Below are 15,139 nucleotides of genomic sequence, written 5' to 3' on the forward strand. Positions count from 1 at the left end.
ATTCAGCGCGGCCGATGGGCGCTGACGCTAAGTTGGTGGCCCTGTTCGCGCAGCAGGTCCTGCAGCCGCAGCAGGTCGTCGCGGCGCGGGATGCCGGCCATCCACACGCTGCCGTCATGGTCGAGCATCAGGTCGAGGGCCTTGTCGTCTTCGCGCAGTGGCCGCTGGTAGCCGCCGAGGCGCGCGCGGCCGAGTTCGGTGAGCAGGCTCAGGCGCTGGTTGTCGCTGCCGCGCAGGGCCAGGCTCTGTTCGGCGTGCTGTTGGTAGGGGTCGCTGATCAGCGCGTCGATCAGCCCGGCGGCCTGTTCCAGTTGCGCGTGCAAATGCTCCAGCGGGTAGCCGCTGTAGACCAGGATGTCGGCGCGGCTGCGCTGGCGCAGTTCGCCGAGCAGGGCGAGGAGGGCAGCGAACTGCTCGAAGGGTTCGCCGCCGGAGACGGTGATGCCCTCGGCCTGCTCCAGCCATGGCTGGATGTCGGCGAGCAGGCGTGCCAGGGCGATGCGCCGCCGTCCCGGCCCCCAGGTATCGGCGGAGATGCAGCCGGGGCAGCGGATGCTACAGCCCTGGAACCAGATGCCCAGGCGCCGTCCCGGGCCCAGGGTGGTCACCGGGAAATGCACCCGCGACAGGCTCAGTTCCATCTCAGCGGCGTTCCAGGGTCAGGCCGTCGGCGTCCAGGGCGCTGATCAGGAAGCGCTCGCCCGGCTGCGCGTCCTGGTCGAACAGTGCCCGCGACAACGGGTTGAGCAGGCGCGCTTCGAGCTGGTTGCGGATGCCGCGGCCGCCGTTGGACAGGTCGCCCAGGCAGAGGTCGTGCAGCGCCTGGCGCGGCGCCTCGGCCAGTTCGATGACGAGGCGCTGCTCGCGGAGGTCGGCGAAGGTGCCGTCGACCATCTGGGTGAAGATCTGCTCGGCGACGTCGGCGCGGATGAAGTCGAAGACGATGATGTTCTCGCCGATCCGGTTGAGGATTTCCGGGCGGTTGAGAACCAGCTTGAAGTAGCGCTCGATCTCGCCGTGGACCTTGCCCTGCACCGCCTCGAAGGGCTTGCCGGGGAGCACGTTGGCGACCCGTTCGCCGTTCTCCCCCTGGCGGTAGATGCCCAGGTTCGAGGTGAACACGATCAGCGCCTCGGAGAAGTACACGCGATCGCCGCGCCCGGAGGTGAGCACGCCGTCGTCGAGGATCTGCAGGAACTTGTCGAGGATCCGGGGGTGGGCTTTCTCGATCTCGTCGAAGAGCACCACGCTGAAGGGTTTTTCGCGGATCGCGTTGGTCAGTTCGCCGCCGACGTCGTAGCCGACGTAGCCGGGCGGCGCGCCGATCAGGCGCTGGTCGGCATGCTCGGCGCTGAACTCGGACATGTCGAAGCGGATGTAGGCGCTCTCGTCGCCGAACAGCAGGCTGGTGACGGTCTTCGCCAGCTCGGTCTTGCCGACCCCGGTGGGCCCGGCGAGGAAGGCCACGCCGCGCGGGCGGTTGCCCTTGCGGCTGGCGCCGACCCCGGTCATCGCGCGCTTGACGATGTCCAGCATGTGGGTCACCGCGTGCTGCTGGCCCTTGACCCGGCGGCGGACGATCTCGTCGGCCTGGCGGATGCGCTGGCGGTCGATCTTCAGCCAGGGGTCTTCGGTGACGCCGACCTTGTAGCGGCGCACGGCGTCGGCGATGCGTTCCATGGCCAGGCCTTCCACGCGCGCCAACTGGACGATGGCGTTGAGATCGAGGAGCAGCAGGCCTTCGGTGTTCTCGACGAAGGTTGCGGCGGCCTGTTGCAGGGCCTCCTCGGCGACGCCCGCGCCGCCTAGCCCGCGGAGCAGCGCCGGGGCCAGGGCCTGGCGCGCCGGCTGGTCGGGCTTCGACACCGGGATATGGCGCAGGCGCGGGTTGTCCACCAGCAGCCAGTCGGGCAGGTCGCCTTCCTTTTCCACCACCCACAGCACGCTGTTGAAGAACGGTTTGCGCTGTTCCCCGGCGGGACGGCTGCGGGCCTGGTGGGAGAGCACCAGGGCCTGGGTGAACAACTGATGCTCGGCGGCGCTCAGGGCGTCGTTGCGCACCGCCAGGCGCGAGGCGAAGTCGACGATCAGGGCGATCGGCTCGCCGCTACGGTTGACCAGGCGTTGCAGGGTCGCGCCGAGCAGGTCGATGCCGGCCGGCGCGGCGCCGTCCACCGGGGTCAGGCCGAGGTCGAGAAGCACCTGCGGAGTGGCCCCCGCCTCGCTGCCCGGCCGGCCGAGCACGCGGAACCCGGCCAGCGGATCCCAGGCCAGCACCTGGGTGTAGCCGGCGTCCAGCAGGGCGTCGCAGAGGGTCTGGTTGAAGCTCTGCGCGGTGACCGTACCCGGCACCACTTCGCAGGCTTGCAGGTCGCGGATGTTCCCGGAGAGGACGAATTGGCTCTTGAGGGGCAGGAAGCGCAGGAGGTCGCGCAACCAGCGTGGCTTTTCGAACAGTGCAGTCCCTGGCATCGATAGTCGCTCACAGCGTGTGTCGTGGCCACAGCATATTGCCCCGAGGGCCATGTCTCCAACCCTGACCTCGCCGGAGGCGACGAAAACCGCTACGAGTTCCGGGTGCCAGGCTTGGCGGAGCGCCTGCTCAACCGTCGTAGCTCCGGCAGCCCCAGCGGAACGCCTGCGCCGCCGCCTCGATCCCGCGGCCGATCACCAGGCGCGGCGGGCTTTCGTCGAGGCCGGGACGCGGCGGCAACGGACGGCTGTAGAGCACCTCCAGCTCGCCGAAACCATCCAGCGCGGCGCGTTCCGCCGGGTGCGGCGTCGCGCCCTGGCGCCGGGCGAAGTCTTCGAGGTCGCCCTCGGCGTAGGCCATCACCAGCACGCCGCTGTCGCCGCGTACCCGCACCGCGTTCACCAGGCTGCCGTCGATGCGCAGCGGGGTGGCGAAGCGGTAGAGCAGGTCGAGGGTCTCGCCGGGCGCGCGATCCAGCACTTCGACGCCCTCGGCGCGCAGGCGCTCGGCGGTTGCGCGGTCGCGGCCGTCGGGGAAGTCGCCGCGGCAGTGCAGGGCGTCGGCGAACAGTGCGGTCAGGTTCGGTGCTGGCGGGGCAGGGGACGTGCAGGCGGCCGGCAGGAGCAGCGCCAGGCCGGCGGCGAGACGGAGCAGGTAGGGGCGGGTCATGTAGCCTTCCGTTGGCGGACAGTGCGGTGGGAGGAATTGCCAGCAGACGCTTCCGCGATACTGGCGGCCTGCGCTCAGAGCAGTACGGGCAGCGCGTCTTCGCCCAGCCCCGCTTCCCTCAATCGAGCCCTGGCCCTGGCGGTCGCGCGCACGGCGTCTAGGTCGCAGCCGCGAGGAACATAGACCGGATCGAAGCCTTCGAGCACCAGGTAGGTGGAGGCCTGGCCGCGGGCATTCAGGTAGGCGTTGAAAGCCTGGTCGGCCGGGCGCAGAAAGACATCGCACCAGTACGGCAAGCGCTGCGCGAAGAGCGCCTTGGCGATCTCCAGGTGCTCTTCGAACAGTTCGTCCATGCTGCCTCTCTTCTCCTGCTGGAACAACGTCACTCTTCGCTGCGTCCGTCGCCTTCGCGATCCCTTTCATAGTGCCGTGCCAGCGGAAACGCCGGCAACCAGCCCTCGCGGCGGACGGTCCAGAGTTCGTAGGTGGGCTGGAACCGGTCGGGAGCGTCGAGGGCGCCGAGGCTGACCTCGATCTCGTCGGCGCTGCGCGAGAATACCGAGGAGCCGCACTGCGGACAGAAGAAACGCCCGGCATAGTCGCGGGTCTCGCCTTCTATGCTCACCGCCTCCTCGGGAAAGATCGCCGAAGCGTGGAATAGCGCGCCGTGGTGCTTGCGGCAGTCGAGGCAGTGGCAGAGCCCGACCCGGTAGGGGCGGCCGCTCGCCACCAGGCGGACCTTGCCGCAGAGGCAGCCGCCGGTGAATCGATCCATTTCGTGACTCCTTTGCAAGGCGTTGGGGCGTTCAGCCCTTGAAGGCCTTCTCTATGGTGGCGATATCGATCCTGCCCATCGTCATCATCGCCTCGAAGGCGCGCCTGGCCGCCGCGCGGTCGGGGCTGGCGATGGCTTCGCTGAGTACGCGCGGGGTGATCTGCCAGGAGATGCCCCACTTGTCACGGCACCAGCCGCAGGCGCTTTCCTCGCCGCCATTGTCGACGATAGCGTTCCACAGGCGGTCGGTCTCGGCCTGGTCGTCGGTGGCGACCTGGAAGGAGAACGCTTCGCTGTGGCGGAAGGCCGGGCCGCCGTTGAGCCCGAGGCAGGGAATGCCCATCACCCGGAACTCCACCGTCAGTACGTCCCCCTCCTTGCCGGAAGGGTAATCGCCGGGCGCGCGATGGACAGCCAGCACGGCGCTGTCGGGAAACGTCTCGGCGTAGAAGGTCGCGGCCTCCAGGGCGGCGCTGTCGTACCAGAGGCAGATGGTGTTCTTGCTGTTCATGGCGAGGTCTCCACGGGCGGGGTCGACCCCGCCAGTCTAGTCGGCTGGCGTGCGGCGACCTGGGCAGGCGCCGAACGGGAGGTCGCGCCGCGAGTGCCGATCTGCGCTACCCTATGCCGCGTTTCGCCCAGCCTCGCCGGGCTTTCCGGGCAGCGCCTCGGCGGCGCGCCCTCGACCATGCAAGGACAACCCATGGAAGCGGTCTCCGTCTCGCAGCATCTGGCTGCTCTGTTCGAATCCCACCGGATCGAGTGCGTCGTGCACGGCGAATGGGTGGCGCCAGCCGGGCGGCTACCGGCGATCCGCGCCACCTGGTATGCGGGGGAAAAGACCGGACGGCTGGACGTCGATGTGCTGCTGGAGGACGAGCGCCAGTTGCAGGAAGCCTTCGCCGGCATCGGCAGCGCCGAGGACGGCTTGCAGGACGCGTTGCGTAACTTCGCCTCCAACTCTTTCCACGTGCTGCTTTCCGCGCTCTGGGGCCAGGCCGAGGAGGACCAGGTGATGGTGGAGACCTGGGAGATCGGCGAGCGGCGTTTCGAGGTGCATATCGGCAACCTCGGCCTGCGCGGCGCCGAAGGCAAGGCGCCGCCGCTGCCGGCCGGGCTGTTCCCGAGCATCGAGCGGGCGATCCGCGCCGAGCCGCTGGACGCGCGCCTGCACTGGTTCCGGCATTTCTTCTGTGCCTTCGGCAACCAGCGCACGGTGGAAGCGCTGTTCGACAACCAGCCGTGGGAGGCCGGCATGCAGAACCTGGCCGCTCTCGACTGGCAGGATTCGCAGGGTTACTACAGCGTGCGCAACTTCCTCATGCTCAAGCCGCTGGCGTAGGCCGCCGCGTCGCGAAGCCCGCAAGGCGGAACCGGTCGATGGCGGCTCCATCCATGTCAGGTCGCCCTTCGACGAGTTCGACCCCTACCACACGACCAGCACTGCGACGATCCTGCGGCCCCTGGCCGACGGGACGATGCAGAATCGTTCTTCATCGGCAAGCGGCGCCATGACTTCCAGATGAGGCGCGCGCAGGACTGACACGCCGCGTTCAGCCGAGCAGGGCGGCCACCTGCTCGGCCGTGGCCTTGGCCGACTGCGGGTTCTGCCCGGTGACCAGGCGGCCGTCGACCACCACCTTGCTGGTGAACGGCAGCAGGCTTCTTTCGTAGAGCGCGCCGCGTCGTTTCATTTCTTCCTCGACGTTGTACGGCACCTTGCGGGCGACCCCGGCGAGCACTTCCTCGATCCAGGAGTAGCCGGTGAGGCGGCGCCCGGCGACCAGCAGGCGGCCATCGTCCAGGCGTGTGTTGAGCAGGCCGCAATAGCCGTGGCAGACCGACGAGACGATGCCGCCGCGCTGGTAGATCTCGCGGGTCAGGTGCTGCAGCCCGGCGTCGTCGGGGAAGTCCCACATCACGCCGTGGCCGCCGGTGAAATAGATGGCGTCGAACGCCTCCGCGTCGACCTGCTCGGGAGCGGCAGTGTCGGCCAGCAGCGCCAGGCGCGTCTCGTCGGCCAGCCAGGCCTTGGCGCTGGCGTCGGCGTGGGGCCAGCCGAGGGCGCGCGGCTCCAGCGGCGACTCGCCGCCGCGGGGGCTGACCAGGCGTTGCTGGTAGCCCCGAGCGGCGAAGATCTCGTAGGCATGGGTCAACTCCGACAGCCACAGCCCGGTGGGCTGGGTCGGATCGGCATAGTGGGCGACGTTGGTGACGACGTGCAGGATGCGCTTGGTCATTGCGTTGACCTTCCTCGGTGAGTGATCCCGTCGGCAGCCGGTTTCGGCAGGCTGTCCGGGTGGGTTGGCGTCACTCTAAGATTCAAGTCGACTTCAAGGTCAAGCGTCGGAAAGCCGCTGCTCCGCCGGCGTGGGAGAGGACCCCCGCGAGCGGGTTTGCCGTGGACGCCCGACCGTCTGTGGAGGGCCTTCCTCGCGCAGGCGCTCCAGCACGCGCTGGGTGTTTTCCGTGCACTGCAGACCGTCCGGCTTGTTCTCGATGCTTTCGATGGCCACCAGCAATTGTGCCTTGTTCTGTTCCAGGCGTCGTTGCAGGGCCTCGATCTCGGCCACCTTGCGACGCAAGCCTTCGAGCAGCTCGCCGTGCTGCCAGGCGCCGTCGCCGCTCGGCAGCAGGCGAGCGATCTCCTCCAGGGAGAAGCCGGCGCCCTGGGCGCCGGTGACCAGCTCCAGGATCCACACGGTGTCTGCCGCATAGTCGCGGTAGCCGTTGGCCTTGCGCTGCGAGCGGATCAGGCCGCTGGCCTCGTAGAAGCGGATGCGCGATGTCGCCAGGCCGGTGAGCTTGGCCAGTTCGCCGATTTTCATGTCGCACCTCGAAACGCGTTGACCTTCAAGCCTACTTCAAGCCTAGGGTAGTTTCACGGCCGGGCGACGAACTCGCCTCCATCGACGGGTTCGCCAGGCCGCATGGGCGCTACCGCCGGTCGCGTTTTCCTCGTCCAGGCGGCGCAACGCAGGCGGCTTTCTACTCTACACAGGGAACGGCGGCCGCAGGGTGGCGCCGTTGCCTGCATCCACACCGATCGGGAGAAGCGACATGGGTTACGTGACAACGAAGGATGGCGTCGAACTCTTCTACAAGGACTGGGGGCCGCGCGACGCCCAGGTGATCTACTTCCATCATGGCTGGCCACTGAGTTCCGACGACTGGGATGCGCAGATGCTGTTCTTCCTCGCCGAGGGCTTTCGCGTAGTGGCCCACGATCGCCGTGGCCACGGTCGCTCCAGCCAGGTCTGGGACGGCCATGACATGGACCACTACGCCGACGACGTGGCGGCGGTGGTCGAGCGCCTCGGGGTGCGCGGGGCGATCCATGTCGGCCATTCCACCGGCGGCGGCGAGGTCGTCCACTACATCGCCCGCTATCCCGACGACCCGGTGCCGAAGGCGGCGATCATCAGCGCGGTACCGCCGCTGATGGTGAAGACCGAGGGCAATCCGGGCGGCCTGCCGAAGAGCGTCTTCGACGATCTCCAGGCGCAGCTCGCGGCCAATCGCGCGCAGTTCTACCAGGACATTCCCGCCGGCCCGTTCTATGGCTACAACCGTCCCGGGGCGCAGCCCTCGGAAGGGATCGTCCGCAACTGGTGGCGGCAGGGCATGATGGGCGGCGCCAAGGCCCACTACGATGGGATCGTGGCCTTTTCCCAGACCGACTTCAGCGATGACCTGAAGCGCATCGACATCCCGGTGCTGGTGATGCATGGCGACGACGACCAGATCGTGCCCTACGAGAATTCCGGCGTACTCTCGGCGAAGCTGCTGCGCAACGGCACGCTGAAGATCTATCCGGGGTTCCCGCACGGCATGCCGACCACCCAGGCCGAGGTGATCAACGCCGACCTGCTGGCCTTCATCCGCGGCTGAGCGCGCCGGGTGCCGGGGCGCGCTCCCGGCACCCGGTCGGGGCCCGGGCGGCGCGGCAAAAAAAGCGTTGACCTTGAAGTCGACTTCAATCTTATCGTCGGGCCACTGTCCTCATGAGGTAGGCCCATGAACCTGTTCGACACGCTGACGCTTCCCAACGGCTCGACCATTCCCAATCGCCTCGCCAAGGCCGCCATGGAGGAGAACATGGCCGATGCCGCGCAGGCCCCCTCCGAACGCCTGATGCGCCTCTACCAGGCCTGGGCCGACGGCGGCGCCGGGCTGCTGATCAGCGGTAACGTGATGGTCGACAGCCGTGCCATGACCGGCCCCGGCGGGGTGGTCCTGGAAAACGACGCGCAACTGGAGAAATTCCGCCGCTGGGCGCGCATCGGGCGTTCCGCCGGCGCGCAGTTCTGGTTGCAGATCAACCATCCCGGCCGGCAGATGCAGGCCAATCTCGGCCAGCAGGCCTGGGCACCCTCGGCGGTGCCGCTGGAACTGGGCGGGATGTCCAGGCACTTCGCTACGCCGAAGGCGATGGACGAGGCGATGATCGCCGAGGTGATCCAGCGGTTCGCCCGCAGCGCCGGCCTGGCCGAGCGGGCCGGCTTCAGCGGGGTGGAGATCCATGCCGCCCACGGTTACCTGCTCAGCCAGTTCCTCTCGCCGCTGAGCAACCGCCGCAGCGACGCCTGGGGCGGCTCCCTGGAGAATCGCGCGCGCCTGCTGCTGGAGATCGTCCGGGCGGTGCGCGCCGAGGTTGCCCCTGGCTTCGCGGTGGCGGTGAAGCTGAATTCCGCCGATTTCCAGCGCGGCGGCTTCAGCGCCGACGATGCCCGCGAGGTGGTACGGATGCTCGATGGCCTGGGCGTCGACCTGGTCGAGCTGTCGGGCGGCAGCTACGAGGCGCCGGCCATGCAGGGCGAAGCACGCGACGGGCGGACCCTGGCCCGCGAGGCCTACTTCGTCGAGTTCGCCCGCGACATCCGCGTGGCGGCGCGTATGCCGGTAATGGTCACGGGCGGCATCCGCCGGCGGCCGGTGGCCGAGCAGGTGCTGGCCAGCGGGGTGGACATGGTCGGCATCGGCACGGCGCTGGCGATCGAGCCGAACCTGCCGCGCGACTGGCGCGCTGGCAAGGACTCGGCGCCGCAGTTGCGGCCGATAACCTGGAAGAACAAACCCCTGGCATCGCTGGCGAACATGGCCGCGGTGAAGTTCCAGCTGCGCAAGCTGAGCCGGGGCAGGGCGACCAACCCACGGGTGTCGCCGCTGTGCGCGTTGCTCGCGCAGCAGGCCGGCGCGCTCCTGCAGACCCGCCGTTACCGGCGGCTCATGCGTTCGCGCGCCGAAGCCTGAGCACCGTCAGCGCCTCAGGCGCCGTTGCGGTCGAGTTCGGCCAGCTTGCCCGGCAGGCCGAACCAGGCGTCGTGGTCGTCGGGCGCCGGCTTCTTGCGGGTGATCTGCGTCCAGTTGGGATGCGCGGCGAGTTCGCCATTGAGGGCGATGAACTGCCGTTGCCCGAGCGGCACCTCGTCCTCGGCGCGAATCGCGGCGACCGGGCATTCCGGCTCGCAGAGCGCGCAGTCGATGCATTCATCGGGGTGGATGACGAGGAAGTTGGGGCCTTCGTAGAAGCAGTCCACGGGACAGACTTCCACGCAGTCGGTGTGTTTGCAGCGGATGCATTCTTCCAGCACGACGAAGGTCATGATCGTCCTCCCTGGCTCAGGCGTTCGTAGCGGCGGGCGTCGCCAGCCGTTCCAGGCGCGCCGGCACGTACTTGTGCCAGGGCGTGCCGGCGAGGAAGTCGCGCTGGGTGCAGTCGGTCACCTCGTTGGGCGCCACGCCCCGGCGCACCACCTCGCCCTCGGCGTTGCGGTAGTCCAGGCCCTGGCCGTTGGGCAGGGAGATATTGCCCGGTTGCATCATGTCGCTGATCTCCACTTCCGCCTCGACCTCGCCGCGGCGGGTCACCACGCGCAGCACCTCGCCGTCGGCGCAGCCCAGCGCCTCGGCGTCCTGCGGGCTGATGCGCAGGGTGCCGTAGCGCCCGCGGCGGTGCCAGCCGGTGTCGCGCACGGCGGTATTGCTGGTGTCGCTGCGCCGCTCGCCGGCGGCGAGGATGAACGGGTAGGCCGGATCGTGGGGTGGCGCGCTGTGGGCGAGCTTGGCCAGTTCCGGCAACAGTTCGGGGATGTGCAGGTTGATCCGCTGTTCGGGACGGGCGACGGCCTGCCAGCTTTCGGCGTAGGTGGTTTCGGCGAAGACCACCCCGGACGGGTTGTCGAGCATGGCCTGGAACAGGCGGTCGGCGGCCAGCGGCGGCAACCCGTCGAAGCCGGCGCGGGCAGCGGTCTTGCGGTTGTTCAGCACGTGCAGTTGGCAGATGCCCCAGATCGCCGCGGCCGCTTCCATGCCGGCGGGCAGGGTCGGGCCGAGGGTACGGTAGAGCAGGACCGGCGCGTATTTCATGACCTTGGGGCGGGTCGCCGCGGCGGCGAGGAAAGCCGCCGAGAATGCCTTGCGCCCGAGCTTCAGGGCCAGGCGCAACGGCCGGTAGTCTTTCTCGCCGAGCACGCCCATGGCTTCCAGCAGGCGGGCGTGGATCTCCGCTTCCGGCAGGGTGCCGGGGCGCGCCGGGAACAGCGGCGCGCGCAGGTGGAAGGCGTTGCGCGGGAATTCCAGGTTGAAGAAGGTCGCCTCGGCCTTTTCGAACTGGCTCGCCGCCGGCAGCACGTAGTCGGCGTGGCGCGCGGTCTCGGTCATGGCCACGTCGATCACCACCGACAACTCCAGGGCGCGCATGGCTTCGCGCATGCGCTGGCTATCGGCCAGCGAATGCAGCGGGTTGCCGGTCTCCACCAGCATGGCGCGATAGCGCTTGGGATGGTCGGTGAGGATTTCCTCTGGAATCACGTTGCAGGGAATCAGGCCTATGATGATCTTGGCATTGGCCACCGGGCTGCGCTTCTCGACGCGTGGCGCGCCCTTCTTGCCCATCGAGGTATCGCCCTTGCTCGCCTTGGACAGCGAGAGGAAGGGCACGAAGGCGTTGCTGGTGCCGGGGCGCCCGTAATGGCCGGTGAGCAACCAGACCAGGCGTTGCAGGTAGCTGCCGAGGGTCGAGTGCAGGTTCATCTGCATGCCCAGGTCTTCCAGCGCCGATACGCTGCTGGCGCTGGCGATCCGCCGGGCGGCGGCGCGCAGCTTGTCTTCCGCCACCCCGCAGGTCTCGGCGCAGTAGGCCACCGGGATGGCGTTCAGTTCGTCGACGATGTGCTCGTAGCCGCTGGTGTGTTCGGCCAGCCAGTCGCGCGCCAGCAGCCCGTCCTGGACGATGATCCCGACCAGCGCCGCCAGGCACCAGGCGTCGGTGCCCGGACGGATCTGCAGGTGGAAGTCGGCCAGGGCGGCGGTTTCGCTCAGGCGCGGATCGATCACGATGATCGAGCGTGCGGGGTCCTTGGCCATGGCGTTGAGCAGCACGCGGGCGCGGGCGAAACCATGGGATTGCCAGGGATTCTTGCCGATCAGGATGGCCACCTCGCAATGCTCGAAGTCGCCGTGCACGCCGGTACCGAACATCTTGCCCTGGACCCAGAACTCGCCGGTCTTTTCCTGGGCCAGGGCGTTGGAGCGGTACTTCACCCCGAGGGCCTTCAGCGTGCTGTCGCCGTAGGCGCCGCCGAGGTGGTTGCCCTGCGCGCCGCCGCCGTAGTAGAGGATGCTTTCGCCGCCATGCCTGCGCTTGATGGCGAGGAATTTCTCCGCCACCTCGCGGATCGCCGTGTCCCAGTCGATGGCTTCGTAGCTGCCATCGGGGCGCCGGCGCATCGGCGTGTCCAGGCGGTCGGCGCCGTTCTGGTAGTAGTCCATGCGCTGCGATTTCTCGCAGACGTAGCCCTGCGAGGCGGGGTGGTCGTCATCGCCGCGGATCTTGCTGATGCGGCCATTCTCGGTCTGCACTTCCAGCCCGCAGTTGAGGCTGCAGAGGATACAGGCGGTCTTCTTCCATTGCGGGGACGGCGTAGTCACGGTGTGTTCCTCGTTGTTGTCGTTGCCGGCGCAACCTGGGGCGCACCCCAGCCGTGCGGGCTTCGTTCTTTCGGGACTGCCTGACGCTGTGCTGCAAGGACGACGCGCGGGCGGCACACGGAACCCCGTCGTATCGGCCTTTCCCTCTCATGCTCGACGCTTCTACAGTTCCGAATCGGAACTTATTACGCGGGCGCTGACATGGGACCCGTCCGTAGTGCTGGTTTGTCCGATCCTGGCAGGAGCGCGCCGGGTCCATGACCTTTTCGGCCGGATACTAAGTTCCAATTTGGAACTGTTCAAGCTCCGAAGCGGCCCCCTAGAATGGACGGAGGTTTTTCCGGGAGAACCCCATGAAATGGCAAGAAGTCGGCGAAACGCCCTGTTCGATGGCGCGCAGCCTGGCGATCCTCGGCGATCGCTGGACGCTGCTGATCCTGCGCAACTGCTTTCTCGGCATGCGCCGCTTCGATGAGTTCCAGGCCAGCCTCGGGGTCACCCGCCAGGTACTGGCCGACCGCCTGAGCCGGCTGGTGGAGGCGGGCGCACTGAAGAAGGTGCCTTACCAGGAGCGACCGCCGCGCTACGAATACCGCCTCACCGAGATGGGCCACGACCTGCATCCGGTGCTGCTGGCCCTGGCCAATTGGGGCGACCGCTGGCTCGACGAGGGCCGCGGCGCTCCGGTGGAGTATGTACACAAGGCCTGTGGCCACAAGTTCCGGCCGACCATGGTCTGCCCGGAGTGCGGCGAGCCGGTGGGGTCGCGCGATGTGACGGCGGTGCCGGGGCCGGGGTTCGCGGCGATGGCTGGCAAGCTCGCGCAGAACTGAATCCGCGCGCGCTCTGCCATGGGCGGGCCGCGACCCGCTCGGTTCGCTCAGCCGGCCTTGCGGAAGACGAACATCAGACCCACCACGATCAGCCCCATGCCCAGCAGGCTGAGCCAGCCGAGGCGGTTGCCGAAGACCATGAAGTCCATGATCGCGGTCACCGCCGGCACCAGGTAGAACAGGCTGGTGACGTTGACCAGGTTGCCCTGGGCGATCAGCCGGTAGAGCAGCAGGGTCGCGCCCACCGAGACCACGACGCCCATCCACAGTGCGGGGACCAGGAAGCCGGCGTTCCATTCGAACTCGAACGGCTGGAAGGGCACGAACGCCAGGCACAGGCCGAGGCCGGCGAGGTACTGCAGGGGCAGGGTGCCCAGCGGGTTCTCGCGGATGCCCTTCTGCATGATCGAGCCGCCGGTGACGCCGGCCAGCGCCAGCAGTGCGCAGAGGATGCCGGCCGTGGACATCCCGGCCAGGCCGATGCCCTGGTAGACCACCAGCACCAGGCCGGCCAGGCCCAGCAGCAGGCCGAACAGGCGCGCCGGCGACTGCCGGCGTTCGAGGATGACGGCGGTGAGGATCGGTTGCACGCCGAGGATGGTCGCCATCATGCCGGGAGTGACCTGCAGCTTCAGCGAGAAGATATAGAAGATCGGATAGATCCCCAGCATCACCAGGCCGGTGAGCAGGGCCTTGCCGCGCTCACGCGCGCTGCGCGGCGCGCGCAGCCTGAGCAGCGGGGCGAGCGGCAGCAGGCAGGCCAGGGCGATGCCGAAGCGGAACACCAGGAAGGCGAACGGCGAGGAGTGCGCCAGGCCCCATTTCGAGGCGATGGCCCCGCTGCTCCAGAGCAGGACGAAGAGGCTGGTGCTGGCCAGGCCGGCCAGCGCGGATTTGTTCAGTGCAAACATGGATCTGCCACCTTGTAGTCGGGCATGCCGCGGGCTCGGGCCGGCGGCGGACGGCACGCCTCGGCAGCGGATGGCGCTGCTTGCGGCGGGCTGTGGAAGAGAGTTGGGGCGCTACCGCGCTCGTCAGGGACTGACGCCCGGCGGCGGGCAGGCGGCCGAACCGGGAGGGGGAGGCGGAGGCGAGGCGACTACAGGAGGGGAAACGCAGCTCAGGCTGGCGCACGGCTGGAGCGCGCCGACCTCGCCGGTGGCTACCGGAAGGGCGGGGAGCGAGCTGTGCGAGCGCTGGTTCATGGAGGCTATCCGGTCGATGAAGACAACGAGAGGGACTATAGCGGGCCGTCCGGGATTTGACGAGCCTGTGGGCGAGCCTTGCGCTAAAACGCCAGCCCGGCGACAAACCGGGCCGGCGCCGGGCTTCACTTGCCGGTCTTCACCGTGTTCCAGGTGCGCGTGCGCACGCGGTCGATCTTCTGCGGCATGGACTCGAGGGCGAACAGCTTGGCCATCTTCTCCTGCGGCGGGTAGATCGCCGGGTCGGCCTTGATCTCGGCGTCCACCAGCGGGTCGGCGGCCAGGTTGCCGTTGGCGTAGTGCACATGGTTGCTGATCGCGGCCATCACCTCGGGACGCAGCAGGTAGTTCATGAAGGCGTAGCCGGCCTTCTCGTCGGGCGCGTCGACCGGCATCGAGACCATGTCGAACCACAGCGGCGAGCCTTCCTTCGGCGTCGAGTAGCGCACTTCCACGCCGTTGTTGGCCTCCTTGGCGCGGGTCGCGGCCTGCAGGATGTCGCCGGAGAAACCGACCACCATGCAGATCTCGCCGTTGGCCAGGTCGCTGACGTACTTCGAGGAGTGGAAGTAGCGGATGTACGGGCGCACCTTCAGCAGCGCCGCCTGGGCCTGCTTGTAGTCGTCGGCCTTCTGGCTGTGGTGTGGCAGGCCGAGGTAGTTGAGGGTGATGGGCAGCAGCTCGGGGCCGTTGTCCAGCACCGCCACCCCGCACTTGCTCAGTTTCTGCATGTATTCGGGCTTGAAGAATATATCCCAGGAGTCCAGCGGCGCGTCGTCGCCGAGCACCGCCTTGATCTTCGCCGGGTTGTAGCCGATGCCGGTGGTGCCCCAGAGGTAGGGGAAGCCGTACTGGTTGCCCGGATCGTTGACCTCCAGGGCCTTGAGCAGCACCGGGTTGAGGTTCTTCCAGTTGGGCAGCTGGGACTTGTCCAGCTTCTTCAGGGCGCCGGCCTGGATCTGCTTGGCCATGAAGTGGTTCGACGGGAATACCACGTCGTAGCCGGATTGGCCGGTCATCAGCTTGCCGTCGAGGGTCTCGTTGCTGTCGTAGACGTCGTAGGTGGCCTGGATGCCGGTTTCCTTGGCGAAGTTCGCCACGGTTTCGGGAGCGATGTATTCGGACCAGTTGTAGATCTTCAGGTTGTCCGCGGCGAGGGTTGCGCCGCTGCCGCAAGCGAGGGCGAGGAGGGTGAGGGAAGCGATGCGGGTCTTCATTGTTGTAGGTGTCCTGTCGGCTGACGACAGCGTCG

General features: G+C 68.2%; 16 protein-coding genes. 4 read left to right on the plus strand and 12 right to left on the minus strand.

The features are described 5' to 3' along the window. Positions 1 to 2 precede the first annotated feature (2 nt). The 6 genes from FHW81_RS26130 to FHW81_RS26155 all read right to left on the minus strand — a co-directional run bounded on the left by FHW81_RS26130 (position 3) and on the right by FHW81_RS26155 (position 4,428). Positions 3 to 641: a 4Fe-4S single cluster domain-containing protein gene (locus FHW81_RS26130; protein WP_012613975.1), complete on the minus strand. Its 639-nt coding sequence runs from the start codon at positions 639 to 641 to the stop codon at positions 3 to 5. A gap of 1 nt (position 642) precedes the next feature. Then, positions 643 to 2,526, minus strand: a complete 1,884-nt coding sequence (locus FHW81_RS26135; protein ID WP_079382269.1) for an AAA family ATPase — start codon at positions 2,524 to 2,526, stop codon at positions 643 to 645. Positions 2,527 to 2,602: 76 nt separating this feature from the next. Further along, entirely contained in the window at positions 2,603 to 3,142 is a 540-nt protein-coding gene (locus FHW81_RS26140; protein ID WP_003099071.1) for a hypothetical protein, read from the minus strand. A gap of 74 nt (positions 3,143 to 3,216) precedes the next feature. Next, entirely contained in the window at positions 3,217 to 3,495 is a 279-nt protein-coding gene (locus FHW81_RS26145; protein WP_003114393.1) for a hypothetical protein, read from the minus strand. A 29-nt stretch (positions 3,496 to 3,524) separates the two neighbouring features. After that, a complete protein-coding gene (locus FHW81_RS26150; RefSeq protein ID WP_003114392.1) occupies positions 3,525 to 3,917 on the minus strand; it encodes a GFA family protein in 393 nt (130 codons plus the stop codon). 31 nt (positions 3,918 to 3,948) lie between these two features. Further along, a complete protein-coding gene (locus FHW81_RS26155; protein WP_003114391.1) occupies positions 3,949 to 4,428 on the minus strand; it encodes a VOC family protein in 480 nt (159 codons plus the stop codon). A gap of 192 nt (positions 4,429 to 4,620) precedes the next feature. On the opposite strand from FHW81_RS26155, the gene FHW81_RS26160 reads away from it, so the two are divergent. Further along, positions 4,621 to 5,259 (plus strand): DUF6348 family protein, encoded by a 639-nt coding sequence (locus FHW81_RS26160; RefSeq protein WP_014602771.1) that lies wholly within the window; start codon positions 4,621 to 4,623, stop codon positions 5,257 to 5,259. A gap of 211 nt (positions 5,260 to 5,470) precedes the next feature. On the opposite strand, the gene FHW81_RS26165 is transcribed toward FHW81_RS26160, so the two are convergent. Beyond that, positions 5,471 to 6,157, minus strand: a complete 687-nt coding sequence (locus FHW81_RS26165; protein WP_003114389.1) for a type 1 glutamine amidotransferase domain-containing protein — start codon at positions 6,155 to 6,157, stop codon at positions 5,471 to 5,473. Between the two features lie 99 nt (positions 6,158 to 6,256). Continuing rightward, positions 6,257 to 6,745, minus strand: a complete 489-nt coding sequence (locus tag FHW81_RS26170) for a MerR family transcriptional regulator (protein ID WP_003090587.1) — start codon at positions 6,743 to 6,745, stop codon at positions 6,257 to 6,259. 232 nt (positions 6,746 to 6,977) lie between these two features. Between FHW81_RS26170 and FHW81_RS26175 the strand changes: the two genes are divergently transcribed. Continuing rightward, on the plus strand, positions 6,978 to 7,808 hold the full coding sequence (locus FHW81_RS26175; protein ID WP_003116692.1) for an alpha/beta fold hydrolase: 831 nt from the start codon (positions 6,978 to 6,980) through the stop codon (positions 7,806 to 7,808). 126 nt (positions 7,809 to 7,934) lie between these two features. Then, positions 7,935 to 9,170 (plus strand): NADH:flavin oxidoreductase/NADH oxidase family protein, encoded by a 1,236-nt coding sequence (locus FHW81_RS26180; RefSeq protein ID WP_004350138.1) that lies wholly within the window; start codon positions 7,935 to 7,937, stop codon positions 9,168 to 9,170. Between the two features lie 14 nt (positions 9,171 to 9,184). On the opposite strand, the gene fdxA is transcribed toward FHW81_RS26180, so the two are convergent. Beyond that, positions 9,185 to 9,523 (minus strand): ferredoxin FdxA, encoded by a 339-nt coding sequence (fdxA, locus tag FHW81_RS26185; RefSeq protein ID WP_003090580.1) that lies wholly within the window; start codon positions 9,521 to 9,523, stop codon positions 9,185 to 9,187. 16 nt (positions 9,524 to 9,539) lie between these two features. After that, positions 9,540 to 11,849, minus strand: a complete 2,310-nt coding sequence (locus FHW81_RS26190) for a molybdopterin oxidoreductase family protein (RefSeq protein WP_003160485.1) — start codon at positions 11,847 to 11,849, stop codon at positions 9,540 to 9,542. A 353-nt stretch (positions 11,850 to 12,202) separates the two neighbouring features. On the opposite strand from FHW81_RS26190, the gene FHW81_RS26195 reads away from it, so the two are divergent. Beyond that, on the plus strand, positions 12,203 to 12,682 hold the full coding sequence (locus FHW81_RS26195; RefSeq protein WP_003090577.1) for a winged helix-turn-helix transcriptional regulator: 480 nt from the start codon (positions 12,203 to 12,205) through the stop codon (positions 12,680 to 12,682). Positions 12,683 to 12,729: 47 nt separating this feature from the next. Here FHW81_RS26195 and FHW81_RS26200 read toward each other — a convergent pair whose 3' ends face one another. Next, a complete protein-coding gene (locus tag FHW81_RS26200) occupies positions 12,730 to 13,593 on the minus strand; it encodes a DMT family transporter (protein ID WP_003119465.1) in 864 nt (287 codons plus the stop codon). A 419-nt stretch (positions 13,594 to 14,012) separates the two neighbouring features. Further along, on the minus strand, positions 14,013 to 15,104 hold the full coding sequence (locus FHW81_RS26205) for a polyamine ABC transporter substrate-binding protein (RefSeq protein WP_003090575.1): 1,092 nt from the start codon (positions 15,102 to 15,104) through the stop codon (positions 14,013 to 14,015). Positions 15,105 to 15,139: the final 35 nt, after the last annotated feature.

Source organism: Pseudomonas sp. RC10-4-2 (genome assembly GCF_050433085.1).
Lineage (GTDB): Bacteria > Pseudomonadota > Gammaproteobacteria > Pseudomonadales > Pseudomonadaceae > Pseudomonas > Pseudomonas aeruginosa.